At 59.7% G+C, this 15,790-nt stretch carries 11 protein-coding genes and 1 tRNA gene; 9 read left to right on the top strand and 3 right to left on the bottom strand.

The window, feature by feature from the left end; genetic code table 11:
• Nucleotides 1-3: 3 nt before the first annotated feature.
• Nucleotides 4-1,302 carry a hypothetical protein gene (locus K3555_RS18175; protein WP_260006530.1) on the top strand — a complete coding sequence of 433 codons (1,299 nt, stop codon included), beginning with the start codon at nucleotides 4-6 and terminating at the stop codon, nucleotides 1,300-1,302.
• Between the two features lie 148 nt (nucleotides 1,303-1,450).
• Complete coding sequence (locus K3555_RS18170) at nucleotides 1,451-2,311, top strand: hypothetical protein (protein WP_260006529.1); 861 nt, start codon at nucleotides 1,451-1,453, stop codon at nucleotides 2,309-2,311.
• Between the two features lie 74 nt (nucleotides 2,312-2,385).
• Here the strand turns inward: K3555_RS18170 and K3555_RS18165 are convergent, their stop codons facing one another.
• Both K3555_RS18165 and K3555_RS18160 read right to left on the bottom strand, forming a co-directional pair.
• Nucleotides 2,386-4,158 (bottom strand): adenylate/guanylate cyclase domain-containing protein, encoded by a 1,773-nt coding sequence (locus K3555_RS18165; RefSeq protein ID WP_260006528.1) that lies wholly within the window; start codon nucleotides 4,156-4,158, stop codon nucleotides 2,386-2,388.
• Between the two features lie 71 nt (nucleotides 4,159-4,229).
• Complete coding sequence (locus K3555_RS18160; RefSeq protein WP_260006527.1) at nucleotides 4,230-4,817, bottom strand: GNAT family N-acetyltransferase; 588 nt, start codon at nucleotides 4,815-4,817, stop codon at nucleotides 4,230-4,232.
• A gap of 289 nt (nucleotides 4,818-5,106) precedes the next feature.
• Between K3555_RS18160 and K3555_RS18155 the strand changes: the two genes are divergently transcribed.
• The 5 genes from K3555_RS18155 to fdhF all read left to right on the top strand — a co-directional run bounded on the left by K3555_RS18155 (nucleotide 5,107) and on the right by fdhF (nucleotide 11,717).
• Nucleotides 5,107-5,183, top strand: a tRNA-Arg gene (locus K3555_RS18155).
• A 356-nt stretch (nucleotides 5,184-5,539) separates the two neighbouring features.
• A complete protein-coding gene (locus K3555_RS18150) occupies nucleotides 5,540-6,193 on the top strand; it encodes a winged helix DNA-binding protein (protein WP_260006526.1) in 654 nt (217 codons plus the stop codon).
• A 53-nt stretch (nucleotides 6,194-6,246) separates the two neighbouring features.
• Complete coding sequence (locus K3555_RS18145; protein ID WP_259996620.1) at nucleotides 6,247-7,155, top strand: LysR family transcriptional regulator; 909 nt, start codon at nucleotides 6,247-6,249, stop codon at nucleotides 7,153-7,155.
• A 95-nt stretch (nucleotides 7,156-7,250) separates the two neighbouring features.
• Nucleotides 7,251-8,939 (top strand): NAD(P)H-dependent oxidoreductase subunit E, encoded by a 1,689-nt coding sequence (locus tag K3555_RS18140; protein WP_259987828.1) that lies wholly within the window; start codon nucleotides 7,251-7,253, stop codon nucleotides 8,937-8,939.
• Between the two features lie 3 nt (nucleotides 8,940-8,942).
• Complete coding sequence (gene fdhF, locus K3555_RS18135; protein WP_260006525.1) at nucleotides 8,943-11,717, top strand: formate dehydrogenase subunit alpha; 2,775 nt, start codon at nucleotides 8,943-8,945, stop codon at nucleotides 11,715-11,717.
• A gap of 136 nt (nucleotides 11,718-11,853) precedes the next feature.
• Here the strand turns inward: fdhF and K3555_RS18130 are convergent, their stop codons facing one another.
• Nucleotides 11,854-12,468 carry a TetR/AcrR family transcriptional regulator gene (locus tag K3555_RS18130; RefSeq protein ID WP_129369429.1) on the bottom strand — a complete coding sequence of 205 codons (615 nt, stop codon included), beginning with the start codon at nucleotides 12,466-12,468 and terminating at the stop codon, nucleotides 11,854-11,856.
• A gap of 139 nt (nucleotides 12,469-12,607) precedes the next feature.
• Here K3555_RS18130 and K3555_RS18125 point away from each other — a divergent pair, with 139 nt between their 5' ends.
• Together K3555_RS18125 and K3555_RS18120 are read left to right on the top strand one after the other, a co-directional pair.
• The gene (locus tag K3555_RS18125; RefSeq protein ID WP_260006524.1) at nucleotides 12,608-14,653 is read left to right on the top strand and encodes an NADH:flavin oxidoreductase; all 2,046 of its coding nucleotides are present in this window, start codon (nucleotides 12,608-12,610) and stop codon (nucleotides 14,651-14,653) included.
• Nucleotide 14,654: 1 nt separating this feature from the next.
• Nucleotides 14,655-15,380 carry an NAD(P)-binding domain-containing protein gene (locus tag K3555_RS18120; RefSeq protein WP_259987819.1) on the top strand — a complete coding sequence of 242 codons (726 nt, stop codon included), beginning with the start codon at nucleotides 14,655-14,657 and terminating at the stop codon, nucleotides 15,378-15,380.
• The last annotated feature ends 410 nt before the right edge of the window (nucleotides 15,381-15,790 follow it).

The raw sequence follows: 15,790 nt of genomic DNA, 5'->3' as shown, positions 1-15,790 counted from the left end.
CACATGGACGACACGTTTGAGATGGCTGAAGAAGCGCCGGGAACCCGGTTTCTTCTGTTTCCGCAATCTCCGTTCCGGACTGCGGACCCGGAACCGGAACTGGTCGAGATTTCGGCGCCGCCCGGTACTATCGGGCCGGGACCGTCAGGGCCGCGGATGTATACAGTCAACCCTTTGGGCAAAACCATTCCGTTTGGGGCCATCGTTCCTGGCCCGTCGGGGCCCGGCATGTATCTGCCGCCCTGGCACGGAGAGGTCCAGGAACCGCCGGCGCCGGATGAAGATGGCCACTTTACGCATGTTCTGCCGTCGGATCCCGGTTTTGAGGCCGCGCATTTGTTTGCCGCCGCCCATTTCACGCTGGATGTGTGGGAGGCGTATTTCGGGCACCCGATCCCCTGGCATTTTACGCGCGACTATGACCGGCTGGAGCTGTCGCTGCTGCCTAGCCTGGACAACGCGCATATTGGCTGGGGGTTTCTGGAAACCGGCGGCACCTGGGAGCATGGCGGCGAATACCGCGCCTACAGCCTGAACTTTGATGTGGTCGCCCACGAGATCGGCCACGCCATAATCTACAGTGTCGCAGGCATGCCGGTCTCGGACGATGTGCCGGGCGAATACTTTGGGTTTCACGAATCTGCAGCCGATATGGTGGCGCTGATAGCTTCGCTTCACTTTGGATCGGTTGTGGAGGAACTGCTGGAGAACACGAGGGGCAATCTTTACACGTTCAATCAGTTGAACCGCTTTGCCGAACTTGCCGGAAGCGCGCAAATCCGGATGGCAGCGAATACCCGCACACTTCAGGAATTTGTTTCCGGCTGGAGCAGTGAACACGCGCTGTCCGAACCGTTGACGGGGGCGATGTTCGATATCCTCGTCGATATCTTTCACGAGCGGCTGCTGGTGCATGAGCTGATCACGCCTGAAATGGAGGACCTGTCTGACCAGTTGGAGGAAACCCCCTATTACAGCGATGTCATGCAGGCGCTGTTTGATGCGCGCTATGCTCTTGATCCCGAAGGGTTCCGTGTATCGCTTTTGGAAGCCCGTGACTTTCTGGGCGCCTATCTGGCGGCGGCGTGGAGCATGCTGGATGCCGAAAACCTCACCTATGCGGCAGTGGAGAAGGCGTTGCTGATTGTTGACCAGGAAACAACCGGTGGCGCCTTCCACTCGATCATAGAAGGCAACTTCCGCATGCGGGGAATTGGCTTTGCCCAGGCTGGACCGCGACTGGCCGAAGCGGATGAGGACAGCCATGCCAATTCCGTGCGGACACGGGTGCCCGGCGGCTGACAGGCTGATTGTCTACAAATTCTATTCTTTTTGTGCTATTTTACCCCTTAGGGGGACATTCAAGGCATCAGAACCTGCAGAAATTCCAGACCTGTCCTTTTTTGAATTGTCATCCTGAGTTGTTTCCATAGCCACAGGAGTGTGTAAGGTGGCCGAGTCTTTGCTGAGTTTTTCTGAAGTGTTGTTATTTGGCCGTTTGATCGACGACATGAAAATTGTCCCCAAAATTGCGGGGGCTGTTGTTGGCACGGTTGGTAATTTGCCGAAATTGGATGGTACCAAGGTTAACGGCGAAACTGTTGCGGCTGGCGACAAAGTTCTGGTTATGGGCCAGAATGACAAGGGGGAGAATGGCCTCTATGAGGTTGGGTCGGGAAGCGGAAATCCTTGGATTCATCAGCGCCAGTTTCCTAAAGGAACCCTACTAGATATTGCTCACGGTCCCCGCCAAGGTTTGTGGCGTCAAGTCGGCGATTATGGCGCTGGGCAGCAGGACTATGAAAAGGCAGGAAAGCGGCGGCAGAAAGGCCAGGGCAGAAACAACCTGCTTGGCGATCAGCTGAGCGATGATGCGAATCTCGCCCGTATCTACGGGTTTTCCTATGAGGGCACCTATTTTGAACTGCCGGAACCGGTGATATTCCTTGTGCATGGTGACGGCGACAGTGCGACGGGTCAACAATCGCCCGCCGGCCAGGTTCAAGTTTCCAGGGCACCTTTGGACCCTTCGGTGACCGGTGTTGCCTCGGCGGAGTATCAGATCGCAAACGACATCCGGGTTTGGGATTATGACAAGGCCGATTACACGATCCGGATGGATGTGATGGCTGGCAGGCTGGAACAGGTGCTGCTGGATGTCTATTTCGGTGACGGTGGACCTTCGATAAGCGGCGCCAAGGTCAGCGGCGCCAAGGTGAGTGGTGCCAAAGTAAGCGGCGCCAAAGTAAGCGGCGCCAAAGTCAGCGGCGCCAAGGTCAGCGGCGCGAAAGCACGCGGGTCCGGCGACTGAGCTTGAGTATCTGGCAGAGGGTTGCTGTGACTTGATAGGAAAGGGCTGGTGTTCCTGTCCTGGGGGCCGGCCTTTTAGAAACCGGCTTTCTTCAGACCTTCGACAAAATGCTGGGTGTCTTCTTCCAGCCGGTCCGGCTGCACCTCGGTCCAGCGTTCCAGTGAAAAATTCGGATGTGCTTCGCGGTGCCGGGCGGCCATGTCCCGGGCCAGTTCCATCTTGCCCATCTGCGCATAGCTGGCGGCCAGCATCCGCTGTCCCTCGGTCGGATTGTTCATTTTGGTGAGCGTTTCTATGACCGCCTCATAGTGCTTGAGGTTGTAGTAGGCGCCGCCCAGGTGCCAGAGGTATTGATCGGGAAAATAGGGGTTCAGCCGCATCGCCTGTTGCAGGCTTTCGATGGCTGTTTCATTGTCACCGGAATGGGCCAGCGCGTCAGCGTAATCCGACAGAAGGTCGGCATCATTCGGGTTAAGCGAAAGGGCGCGCCGGTAAGCGCCGATCGCTGCGTCATGCTCTTTCCGGTAAAGATGCACAAATCCCAGCTCACCGAAACCGCGGGCATCGGTTGGATCCAGCTCCACTGCTTTTTGGGCATAAGACAGGGCTGTATCCAGCGCGTGCTCGGCATCCTTGGCCCAGGAATAGCGCCAATCAATGTTCAGGGTACGTGATATTGCGGCCGAGGCCCGGGCATAATCCTGATCCCGCGCAAGGGCGCGTTCGTACAGGGTCTGGGCTTCGCGGTTATCCTGCCTGGTGTAGCGGAAAATAAACTGCTGCCCGCGCAGAACAAAGCCATAGGCCGCAAGATCTGCCGGTGCTGCCTGCGCCATCCGTTTGCGTTCCTGGGCTTCGATCAGAACGGCAGTTGCCGCAACGATTGCATCCGTTACCTCGTCCTGGATGGCAAAAATATCGTCGATGTTCCGGTCATAACGCTCGCCCCAGATCGTTCGCCCCGAATCCGCGTCAATCAGTTCAATGGCGATCCGTACCCTTGCTCCGGCCCGACGGACGCTGCCGCGTGCGACGTAGCGTACCCCTAGCTCACGCGCGGCTTCCTGAGGGGGCATCGAACGGGTCTTGAAGAAAAAGGCTGAATTGCGGGCTATGACAAAGAGATTTTTGAATTTGGACAGGTTCAGGATGATGTCTTCTGTCAGCCCGTCCGCAAACCAGCTGTCGGATTGATCGCCGCTCAGGCTGGCAAACGGCAGCACGGCGACCGATGGTATGCCGGGGGGCGGACGGCCTGCGGGCTGAGCCTCCGGAGGGCGCCGGGTGGCGGCCATGGCCGCTCCGGCGACCTCGCTGCGGACACAATAAGAGGGCACCGGTTCCGCGATGTTCTTAAGGCGCTGCGGGCCAAGAAACTCAAAACCAAAGCGTAACCGGTTGCGGATCTGTTCATAAACCGACCCGCTTACAAAAACCCGGCCCGGTTCGGCAATTTCCTGCAGCCGGGCGGCAATGTTGACATTGTCGCCGTGAATGCCGCGGTCATCGACCAGGATTTCGCCCATATGCACACCGGCCCGAAACCGAAGCTGCTGGTCTTCTGGCCGTGCACTGTTGTTCTGCTCTGCAATGCGGTGCAGTTCGACACCGAATTTCACCGCGTTAGTCGCTGTTTCAAACAACGCTAGAACCCCGTCGCCGCGAACGGCAACCACCTGACCGTCATGCGCATTGCATGCTGTTTCCAGTTCTTCCAGCAGGGATTTCAGCGCGCTGTATGTGTCGATTTCGTCATTGCCCATAAGCCGGGCATAGCCGACAACATCGGCAAACAGCACTGCTCCAAGCTGGCGCCGGACCGTTGTTTTTTTACTTTGGCCGCTCACAAGCTGTCCTCCTCCTGTGAGTGTCGGCAAGAACTGCCGGAGAAGCCGGTTCTGCCCGTTTGGTCTTTCAGTCAGCCTGCTGGCGGATCTGCCGGGCCCGGCGGCCAGGCCCAGCCTGTAATCTCCGCGCCGTGGAAGCTTGCCTTCACACAGGCGTCAAGCTCCTGCGCGAGAACCCTGCGGCCGGCCTCCCATTCCTCCCTGAGGAGGCCTACAGTGATCATGTCGAAGTACCGGCCTTCTGCATACCAGGCTGCCCGCATCCTGCCTTCGGTTGCGAAGCCTGCGCGCGTGGTGAGTTCCTCGCTGCGGGTATTGTCGGCACGGTAATATGATGTAATGCGATTTAGCCCGATCTGGCGGAATGCAAAGTCGAGAAGCAGCGCAAGCGACCGGATCCCGATGCCCTGCCGGCGTCTGGACTGCTCAATGAAAAGCGCAATGATGGCGTCCCGGTTGACCATGGAGATGCTTTCCAGCCCGGCAATACCGCACAGTGCATTGGTATTTGTAACAATTGCAAACCAGCACTTGCTGGTATCCGGCGCAGTACCGGCAGGGGGGATCCAGGCCTGTGCAATGGCAGGCAGGCTGAGGGGGGACCGGGCAGCGCGGTCAAAGCAGGCCAGGTCGGTCACATTCTGAAACCAGTCGGCCATTGTGGCGAGGTCTTCTGATTCAAGCGGCCTAAGCTGAAACTCTGCGGACTGCCGGTCCGGCATTTTCTGTCCCCTTTTTCCGTTTCTAAGTGTTGCTTCCCTTGGCTCAAGGGCAGTGGCAAGATCGTCAGCTTTTGCCTTATACCACATTTAGCCGGGCTGGGGTTGCAGAAGCTGGCAGTGCTCAACCGGCCTGTGCACGTTGGCGGGAAAGGCAGGCAAGAAATAAGGGCATTGATCTCTTTTGGGGTTGCGCCTGTGCGGTGCTGCGATTACACCCCGCCGCAGTGGACCGATAGCTCAGCTGGATAGAGTACTTGACTACGAATCAAGGGGTCGGGGGTTCGAATCCTCCTCGGTCCGCCACTTTTTACATGTTAAATGCCAAGCAAAACTGACTTTTCTGTCAGATCGTTGACCCAATTTCCGCTTTTGGCCCGCGCGTCCAGTTGCTTTTGATCTGATCTTCCTTCCGGAAAGTCAGGGCTGATTTGCAGGTTCAGTTGGCGAAGCCGCCTGTTCCTGCTGATCTGTCAAGTGGTGAACGCGAGAGTCCACCGGAGCATGCCCTTATTTGTCGCCGGTTTGTTGCTGGTGTTGCGCAACAGATGGCGACGCCGGGTATTGAAATCTCTTGGATTTGGTTGGATATGTTGCGGGTAATTTGAGTTGGTTTTTCAGAAGGACATCCGGCGCCGCCGCTACATGCAGGGATTGACTGCATGCCGTTGCCAGACAGGCGGCTTTGGGCAGAGACATTTTCTGATCCGCTGTCTTCATGCCTTTTCAGGGCAGCTATAATTTATTTTTTTCGGAGTTGTTCGTTGGATAAAAAAGTCGACCGTTCCCCTTTATCTTGTTTGACTGCTGGCCTGGCCGCTGACACGGCTGTTGAGATGTCGCCGGATGGCGGGTTGCATATGCTGGAAATGGCGATTCAAAGGGCGGGAGAGGGTTTGACCCGATGGCAGGCTGGCAGTTTTGAGCAGCTCAGCACCATGTCCTTGGCAAGTGCAGAGATTACTCTGCTGCAGTTGATCGGCAAGGGTGGCCAGTCCAAAACAATCAAGGAACTGGCCCGGGCCACCAACCGGACCGACATTCCCAACATTCAGTATTCCTTGCGCAAACTTGCCTCTGCCGGGCTGACCCGCAAACAAGGGGCGGGCCGCTCCGGAGTCACCTACAGCTTGACTGAGGAAGGCTGCCATGTGTCAGAGAGCCTGCAGGATTTCCGTGAACGCCTGCTGCTGCAGGCACTGGCGGAGCACCCGGATCTAACCGGACGGTTGCACAGCGCTGCGGAAACCCTGGAAGAATTGACTGAGCTTTTCGGCGCGGCTGCTCGTCAGGCCGAAGCGCACAGCGGCTCCTGAGGGCGCAGCAGATCCCATTGCGCAGTGCGGCAGCGGCAGCGTAAGGTTTGGTCATGATCGAACTTAAAGACCTTCAGCTGCTGACGGCGCTGGCGCGGCATCAGCATTTCGCCAAGGCCGCTGCTGATTGCGGTATTTCGCAGCCTGCGTTTTCGATGCGGATCCGCAATCTGGAGGAACGGCTGGGTCTGTCCATCGTGCGCCGGGCCAACCGGTTCCAAGGGCTGACCGAGGAAGGCATGATGATTGTGCGCCGGGCGCGCTCGATCCTGGACGATGCCAAGGCACTGGAGCAGGAGATTGCGGCATCCCGCGGCGAAGTGACTGGCACTCTGGTGCTGGGGGTGGTGCCGACTGCCACCGCTTGGGCCGCGCAGCTGGTGGATCAGGTGCATCAGGCCTATCCGCGGATCCTGGCCCGCGTGGAAGTCACCACATCGCTGGCTATTCAGCAGCGCCTTTATGATGGTACAATTGATGCCGGGATCACCTATTCCGACAGCATGGGCCGGGATCTGGTGACAGTTCAGCCGCTCTATGAGGAAAGCTATGTTCTGCTGGCGCCGGAGCAGATGGTGGCGGGCCGGGGCGACGCGATCAGCTGGGCAGAAGCAGCAGAACTGCCGCTCAGCTTGCTGGATCAGCAGATGCAGAACCGCCGCATTCTGGACCGGATCTTTGCCGATCTAGGGTTGAAGCCGGAGATTGTGTCCGAATCCAACGGTTTCATGGCGTCGATGGTGCTGGCGCGTGAAGGCTCGGTGGCGACGATTCTGCCGCGTGCGTTGATGCACGCCTTGGGAAACCTCGGCGGAACCCGGGTTCTGACGCTGAACAAGCCGGAACAAACCCGGCAGATTTGCATCGCTTCTTTGGACCGGACACCGGAACTCACAACTGTGCATGCTTTAAAAGAGGTGGTTGCGACGTTTGTGGACGATGGGATGCCGCAAATGGCGTGATAAGCTAGGCTTATCGTGCAATCCAATTTCCAGATTTGACGATATTCATTCTTGATGGCATTTCGGGTTGAATTACGTGCTGACTGGAGGACCCCATGGCACCATTGGATGATAGCAAGGGCGTATGGAAGTCCGGCAAGGGCAAAGGGCGCAAGACGCCCAAAGGCCGCCAGGTTGACGACATTGCGCTGAGCGAGGTTCAGGAGCTGCTGGGTGACCGCCCGCGCAACCGTGACCTCTTGATCGAGTTCCTGCACCTGATTCAGGACAAATACGGCTGCCTCAGCGCCGCGCATATCCGGGCGCTGGCGGAGGAGATGCGCACCGGCCAGGCGGAAATCTATGAAGTGGCCACCTTCTATGCCCATTTCGATGTGGTGAAGGAGGGCGAGACCCCGCCGCCCGCGCTGACCATCCGGGTTTGCGATTCGCTGTCTTGCGAACTGGCAGGTGCCGAAGCGCTGCAGAAGGCGCTGGAAGACGGTCTTGATGCCTCTCAGGTCCGCGTGCTGCGCGCGCCCTGCATGGGCCGCTGCGATACCGCGCCGGTGCTGGAGATCGGCCACAACCACATCGACCACGCCACCGTCGAAAAGGTGGAAGCGGCGATTGCGGCGGATGATACCCACGCCCATGTTCCCGAGTATGAGACCTTTGCGGCCTACGAGGCCGAAGGCGGTTACGCCACGCTGAAAGACCTGCGTGCGGGTGGCGACTGGGAGGCGGTTCAGGCGAAAGTCAAAGAAGCCGGCCTGCGCGGTCTTGGCGGCGCTGGCTTCCCGTCCGGAACCAAATGGGGCTTCGTGCGCGCCAACGAAGGCCCGCGTTACCTTGCCGTGAACGGCGACGAGGGCGAGCCCGGCACCTTCAAGGACCGCTACTACCTGGAACGCACGCCGCATGTCTTCCTGGAAGGCATGCTGATGGCGGCTTGGGCTGTTGAGGCCGAGAAAGCCTTTATCTACATGCGTGACGAGTATCCGGCGGTGCTGGCAATTCTCGCGGCTGAGATTAAGGCGCTGGAAGACGCAGGCATCGTCGAGGCGGGCTATATCGATCTGCGCCGCGGGGCAGGGGCCTATATCTGCGGCGAAGAATCCGCGATGATCGAGTCGATCGAAGGCAAGCGCGGCGAGCCGCGCCACCGTCCGCCGTTTGTGGCGCAGGTGGGTGTCTTCGGTCGTCCGACCCTCGTGCATAACGTCGAAACGCTGTATTGGGTATGCAAGATCAACCGCGAAGGCCCGGAGTGCCTGAACTCGGTTGAGAAAAACGGCCGCAAGGGCCTGCGCAGCTATTCGGTGTCGGGACGTGTGAAGAACCCGGGCGTGCATCTGCTGCCCGCCGGCTCCACCATCACCGACGTTATCGAGGCCAGCGGCGGCATGCTGGATGGCCATGCCTTCAAGGCGTATCAGCCGGGCGGCCCTTCCTCCGGTCTGCTGCCTGCGTCGATGCATGACATCCCGCTCGATTTTGACACGCTGCAGCCGCATGGCACCTTCATCGGGTCAGCCGCTGTTGTGGTTCTGTCCGACAAGGACTCGGCCCGCGATGCGGCGCTGAACATGCTGCGCTTTTTCGAGGATGAAAGCTGCGGTCAATGCACTCCGTGCCGGGTGGGCTGCGAAAAAGCCGTCAAGCTGATGGGCGAAAAGAAGTGGGATCAGGGGCTGTTGGAAGAGCTGAGTGCCGCGATGGTTGATACGTCGATCTGCGGTCTTGGCCAGGCAGCACCCAACCCGATCCGCCTGACCATCAAACACTTCCCCGAGGAGGTATAAGCCATGAGCGAAAAAATCACTTTCACCCTCGATGGCGAACAGGTCACGGCAGACGCAGGTCTGACCATCTGGGAAGTCGCCAACGGCCGCGGGCTGAAGATCCCGCATCTGTGCCACAAGCCGCAGCCGGGCTACCGTCCGGACGGCAATTGCCGGGCTTGTATGGTCGAGATCGAAGGCGAGCGCACGCTGGCGGCCTCCTGTATCCGCGAGCCTGCTGATGGCATGGTTGTCACCACCAATAACGCGCGGGCTGAGAATGCCCGCAAGATGGTGATGGAACTTCTGGTGGCCGACCAGCCGAAGAAGGAAGAGGCGCACGACAAGTCCTCCCACATGTGGGACATGGCCGAGTTGAACGGTGTTACGGAATCCCGCTTCCCCAAGCTGGAAGAAGGCCGCATTCCGCTGCTGGATGACAGCCATGTGGCGATGTCAGTGAACCTGGACGCCTGTATTTCCTGCGGTCTGTGCGTCCGCGCCTGCCGCGAGGTTCAGGTCAATGACGTGATTGGCATGGCGGGACGCGGGCATGATGCCTATCCGACCTTTGACATTGCCGACCCGATGGGCGCGTCCACCTGTGTGGCCTGCGGTGAATGTGTGCAGGCCTGCCCGACCGGCGCGCTGATGCCTTCTGCGGTACTGGACGATGCAGGTCAGGGCGACCTGAAAGACTATGACAGCGAGACCGAAAGCGTCTGCCCGTTCTGCGGCGTCGGCTGCAAGGTTTCGCTTAAGGTTAAGGATGGCAAGGTCAAGCATATTGAGGGCATCAACGGCCCGGCAAACGAAGGCCGCCTGTGCGTCAAGGGCCGCTTTGGCTTTGATTACATCCACCACCCGCACCGCCTGACCAAGCCGCTGATCCGCCGCGACGACGCGCCGGCCAAGGGGCTGAATGTCGATCCGGGCAATCTCTCCACCCACTTCCGCGAAGCGACCTGGGAAGAGGCGATGGATCTGGCTGGCAAAAGCCTGATGAAGCTGCGCGATGAAGACCCGAAATCGGTTGCAGGTTTCGGCTCGGCAAAATGCACCAACGAAGAGGCCTATCTCTTCCAGAAGTTCATCCGCCAGGGGTTCAAGCACAACAACGTCGACCACTGCACCCGTCTGTGCCACGCGTCGTCCGTTGCGGCGCTGATCGAAAACGTTGGCTCCGGTGCTGTGACCGCGACCTTCAACGAGATCGAAAACGCGGATGTGGCGATCATCATCGGCTCCAACCCGATCGAAAACCACCCGGTGGCTGCGACCTACTTCAAGCAGTTCACCAAACGCGGCGGCAAGCTGATCGTGATGGACCCGCGCGGTGTGGGCATGCGTCGCTTTGCGACCGAGATGCTGCAGTTCCGCCCGGGTGCGGATGTTTCGATGCTGAACGCGATCATGCATGTGATCGTCGAGGAAGAGCTGTATGACAGCCAGTATATCCACCGCTGGACCGAGAACTGGGAAGCTGAAAAAGAGCATCTGAAGCAGTTCACACCCGAAAAGATGTCGGAGATCTGCGGCATCGAACCGGACCAGCTGCGCCGTGTGGCGCGGATCTTTGCCAATGCCAATGCGGGCCTGATCTTCTGGGGCATGGGCATATCCCAGCACATTCACGGCACCGACAACTCGCGCTGCCTGATTTCGCTGGCGCTGATGACCGGCAACGTCGGCAAGCCCGGCGCCGGCCTGCACCCGCTGCGCGGCCAGAACAACGTGCAGGGTGCTTCCGACGCGGGCCTGATCCCGATGTTCCTGCCGGATTACCAGACCGTGACCTCGGATGATGTGCGCAAATCCTTCACCGATGTCTGGGGCGGCGGCGACTTCTCAAACGAGAAGGGTCTCACTGTGACCGAGATCGTCGATCAGGCCTATGCCGGCAATATCAAGGGCATGTACATTCAGGGCGAAAACCCGGCGATGTCGGATCCGGATGCCGATCACGCCCGCGATGCCTTTGCCAAGCTGGAGCTGATGATCGTTCAGGATATCTTCCTGACCGAGACGGCGAACTATGCCGACATCATCCTGCCGGCCTCGGCGCTCTATGAAAAGAACGGCACCGTGTCGAACACCAACCGTCAGGTGCAGCGGGTGCGTCCTGCCGTGGCACCTCCGGGTGAAGCGCGCGAGGACTGGAAAGTCACCGTGGAACTGGCGCGGCGCATTGGTTTGCCTTGGGACTACAAGGATGTCAGCGAAGTCTTTAACGAGATGAAGCTGAACATGAAGTCCCTGAACAACATCACCTGGGAACGCCTTGAGACCGAGACCATCACCTATCCGTCGCTGCATGAGACCGATCCCGGTCAGGCGATTGTGTTCGGCGATGGCTTCCCGCGTCCCGAAGGCCGTGCCCGTTTCACTCCGGCCTCGGTGATCCCGCCGGATGAGGCACCGGATGCAGAGTACCCGATGATCATGACCACCGGCCGCCAGCTGGAACATTGGCACACCGGGTCGATGACCCGCCGGTCGCTGGTTCTGGATGCGGTGGAGCCGGAAGCCAACTGCTCGCTCAACCCCAAAACCCTGCGGGCGATGGGCGTGGAACCGGGCGAGATGGTGCGCCTGTCCACCCGCCGCGGCTCGATCGAGATCATGGCGCGGGCCGACCGGGCAATTGCCGAGGATATGGTGTTTGTGCCCTTTGCCTATGTTGAGGCAGCAGCAAACATCCTGACCAACCCTGCGGTCGACCCCTACGGCAAGATCCCCGAGTTCAAGTTCTCGGCGGTCCGGGTTGAGAAGGTAGAAAGCCAGATCGCTGCCGAGTAATCCCGGCCGCGTGTGAGCGAGATCAGAGAGGGCGCGGAGCTGACGGCTTCGCGCCCGTTTTGCGTTTGAGGTTTCAGGTTATCCAGCGGAACATCTGAGGCAGGCGGCCGGCCTGTGCCCCGAGCGGTCAGTTACATCAGCTGTGGCGGGCCAGAAAACGGTCCAGATCCCGCTTTGACGGTGGCGCGCCGGTGAAAACCTCAACCCAGCCGGGCATAAGTGAAATCCGGTATTCCGTGCTTTCGTGCACCTGCATCGAGATATAGCCGATCTGGGTGTAGATCATCGCCCGGGCGCGGATCAGTGCGACGCCGGCGTCGAAACCAAAGCGGATGAACATCTCTGTTAGTGCCTTCTCGCGCCGGGTATCTGCCTGGTCCAGCCTGGCCTGCAAGTCAGGGTCATTGCGCGCCCAATTGCGGATCGCCAGATCCAGCCGGGAGTCGAACAGGCCTGCGTCAATCCAGCAGTCAAACAGGTTGAACAGCGCCTCGGCAATGGTTTCCGCATAAGCCTCGGATCGGGCGATCAGGTTCCCGGTGTTCTTTTCTTCCCAGCGCCGCACCATCGCCTCCAGCAGCGCCTCGCGGTCTTTGAAGTGCCAGTAGAAACTGGTGCGGGCCACGCCAAGCCGCTTGGCCAGTGGCATCACCTTCACGGCTTCCACGCCGCTCTCGGTCAATACTTCGTAAGCGGCTGATAGCCAGTCTTCGTCACCCAGCCGGGTGCGGGTAATGTCCTGAGTGTCCATGTGGCAGCCATAACAGCGGGGCAGGGCGGGTGCAACTTTTCTTGACAGGTATGATTGTTTAATCGACACATATGTCAAGATCGGTTGGCGACTCGCCAATGCCGCGCTTGCCCAGACATCGTTCCAGGAGACCCGCATCATGTCCAAGGACCCGCTGCTGCAGCCTTATCAGCTGAAGCACCTGACGTTTCGCAATCGGATCATGACCACCAGCCATGAACCGGCTTACCCTGAGGACGGGATGCCCAAGGCACGCTATGCCGCCTATCACGCGGAGCGGGCCAGGGCGGGCGTGGCGCTAACGATGACCGCCGGGTCTGCTGCAGTCAGCAAGGACAGCCCGCCGGTGTTCAACAATATCCTGGCCTATAAGGATGAGGTGGTGCCGTGGATCCGCAGCCTGACGGATCAGGTGCATGAACATGGCGCCGCGGTGATGATCCAGCTTACCCACCTTGGACGCCGCACTGGCTGGAACAAAGGCGACTGGCTGCCCTCAGTCAGCTCGTCCAGGCACCGCGAACCGGCTCACCGCGCCTTTCCAAAACTGGCCGAAGATTGGGATATCGCCCGGATCATCAGCGACTTCGCCGATGCCGCAGAGCGGATGAAAGACGGCGGCATGGATGGGATCGAACTCCAGGTCTATGGCCATCTGATGGATCAGTTCTGGTCGCCGCTGACCAATGATCTGGACGGGCCATACGGCGGCCAGACGCTGGAGAGCCGGATGAAATTCCCGATGGGCGTGCTGCAGGCCGTGCGGGACCGGGTCGGAGAGAAATTCATCGTCGGCCTGCGCTACACGGCGGATGAGGCGCAGAAGGGTGGCATCACACCGCAAGAAGGCCTTGAGATATCCAAGCGCCTGGCGGGCAGCGGTATGGTGGATTTTCTGAACGTGATCCGCGGCCGTATTCACACTGATCCCGCGATGACCGACGTGATCCCGGTTCAGGGCATGAAATCAGCCCCGCATTTGGATTTTGCCGGGGAGGTGAAGAATGCAACCGGCATGCCCACATTCCACGCCGCCCGCATCCCGGATGTGGCAACTGCCCGCCATGCGGTTGCCGCGGGGCTTTTGGACATGGTTGGCATGACCCGCGCCCATATGGCTGATCCGCATGTGGTGAAGAAAATCATTGAGGGGCGCGAGGATGAGATCCGCCCCTGTGTGGGGGCGACCTATTGCCTGGACCGGATCTATCAGGCCGGGGATGCGCTGTGCATCCACAATGCAGCGACGGGCCGCGAGCTGACGATGCCGCATGAAATTGCACCTGCTAAGGCCCGCAAGAAGATTGTGATCGTTGGTGCCGGACCCGCCGGGCTTGAGGCCGCGCGGGTGGCGGCAGAGCGCGGTCATCATGTCACCGTGTTTGAAGCTGCGGCAGAGCCGGGCGGCCAAGTGCGTTTGACCGCACGGAATCCGCGCCGGGCCGAGATGATCGGGATCATTGACTGGCGCATGGCTCAATGCGCCGCGCGGGACGTGGAGTTCCGCTTCAGCACTTGGGCTGAGGCCGCAGACGTGACAGCGCTGAACCCGGATGTGGTTGTCGTCGCGACGGGAGGCCTGCCAAACATCGAACTGTTCGAAACCCGCGGCGAGGCTTCGCATGTTGTTTCTGCCTGGGACATCATTTCCGGCGACGTGAAACCGGCCGCAAATGTGCTGATTTATGACGAGAGCGGCGACCATCCTGGGCTGATGGCAGCAGAGATCGCCGCCAATGCTGGTGCCAGAGTAGAAGTGATGACGCCCGACCGGACCTTTGCCCCCGACATCATGGCGATGAACCTGGTGCCCTACATGCGGGCGCTGCAGGACAAGGACGTCACTTTTACCGTAACCCGCCGCTTGCTGGAGGTAGCGCGCAGCGGCAATAAGCTGACAGCCTCCATCGGGACAGACTACAGCGGTCATGTGTATGAGGCCGTTTATGATCAGGTGGTTCTCAACTACGGGACGCTGCCGCTGGATGACCTGTACTTCGACCTGAAGGAGCAGTCGTCCAATCGCGGTGAGATCGAACAAGGGGCACTAATTGCGGGCCGCCCGCAGAAGATACTCTCCAACCCGCAAGGGCAGTTTCAGCTGTTCCGCATCGGCGATGCGGTTTCTGCCCGCAACACCCATGCGGCGGTTTATGATGCGCTGCGGCTGATGAAGGATATCTGATATGCGTTTGGGATTTTTGGGATGCGGCACCATTGCTTCTGCCGTGGTGCGGGGACTGGCCGGCAAGGGCCACCAGATCACGGTTTCGGAGCGCAGCAAGGCGCAGTCCGCGGCGCTTGCTGAGGCTTACGAGGATGTGACCGTAACCGGAAACCAGGCTGTGATCGACGCCAGCGACGTGATCTTCCTCGGCCTGATGGCTGAGTCCGCCGAGCGCATTCTGAAGGAGCTGGCCTTCCGCGAAGATCAGCAGGTGGTCTCCTTCATGGCCGGTGCGGATCTTGGCCGGGTGGCAGAATTGGCCGCTCCGGCTGAAGCCGTTGCAGTGATGATCCCCTTTCCGGGCATCGCACAGGGCGGCTCTCCGGTCATGGCGCTGGGGAATACCGCGCTGCTTGGCAGTCTCTTTGAGCCGGACAACCAGGTCTTTGTGCTTAAGGACGCGGGAGAACTGAATGCGTATCTGTCAGCGCAGGCCGTGCTTTCACCAGCGGCGCGCCTGGTGGGGGATGCCGCGGAATGGCTCGGCGATCGGGTCTCGGACAAGGCGCAGGGCGAGGCCTTTTTGCGGATGCTGGTGTCGACCAGTCTGCAGGCTTCGGGCTGCGCGGAACTGATTGAAGCGCTGAACACCCCGGGGGGCTATAACCAGCGGCTGCGGCTGCATATGGAGAACGCCGGCCTGCGCAGCAGCCTTGCGAAGGGCTTGAGTAACCTCGAAGGTTGAAAGGGCAAACTGATTGACTAGAAAGGCGGCCCTTTGTGGCCGTCTTTTTGTTTTGTGGCGGGATTTCTGGCTGGGTATTTTTGACCGGGGAGGCGCGGGGAGGGGGCTTTTGTCTGGATTGTTGCGGTACCGGGCGGGGCGACTCGTTTCCGGAGGGGTGATTTGCTGTGATTCCGGGCGGCGGGTCTGTGGATAAGCGGGGGCTTTCTGTGGGTAAGTCCGGTGCTGGGGCGGTTTGGGTGTTCTGCGGTGTTTGCGGCTGCAGCATCCGGGTCAGGATTACTGACTTTTTTGATGCGTAAGCCGTTGATTTTGTTGTGTTTGTATCTTTTCTCTGCGGAAAGTTCGGTTTTTGCTGTTTTTTGGCTTGCGGGTTTGTTGGTCTAACCTTAGAACCCCCTTCACCGGCA

The sequence above is a fragment of the Leisingera sp. M527 genome (genome assembly GCF_025141525.1).
Taxonomy (GTDB): domain Bacteria; phylum Pseudomonadota; class Alphaproteobacteria; order Rhodobacterales; family Rhodobacteraceae; genus Leisingera.
The sequence above is the reverse complement of the archived record's forward strand: the minus strand, read 5'-3'. Positions and strand labels throughout refer to the sequence as shown.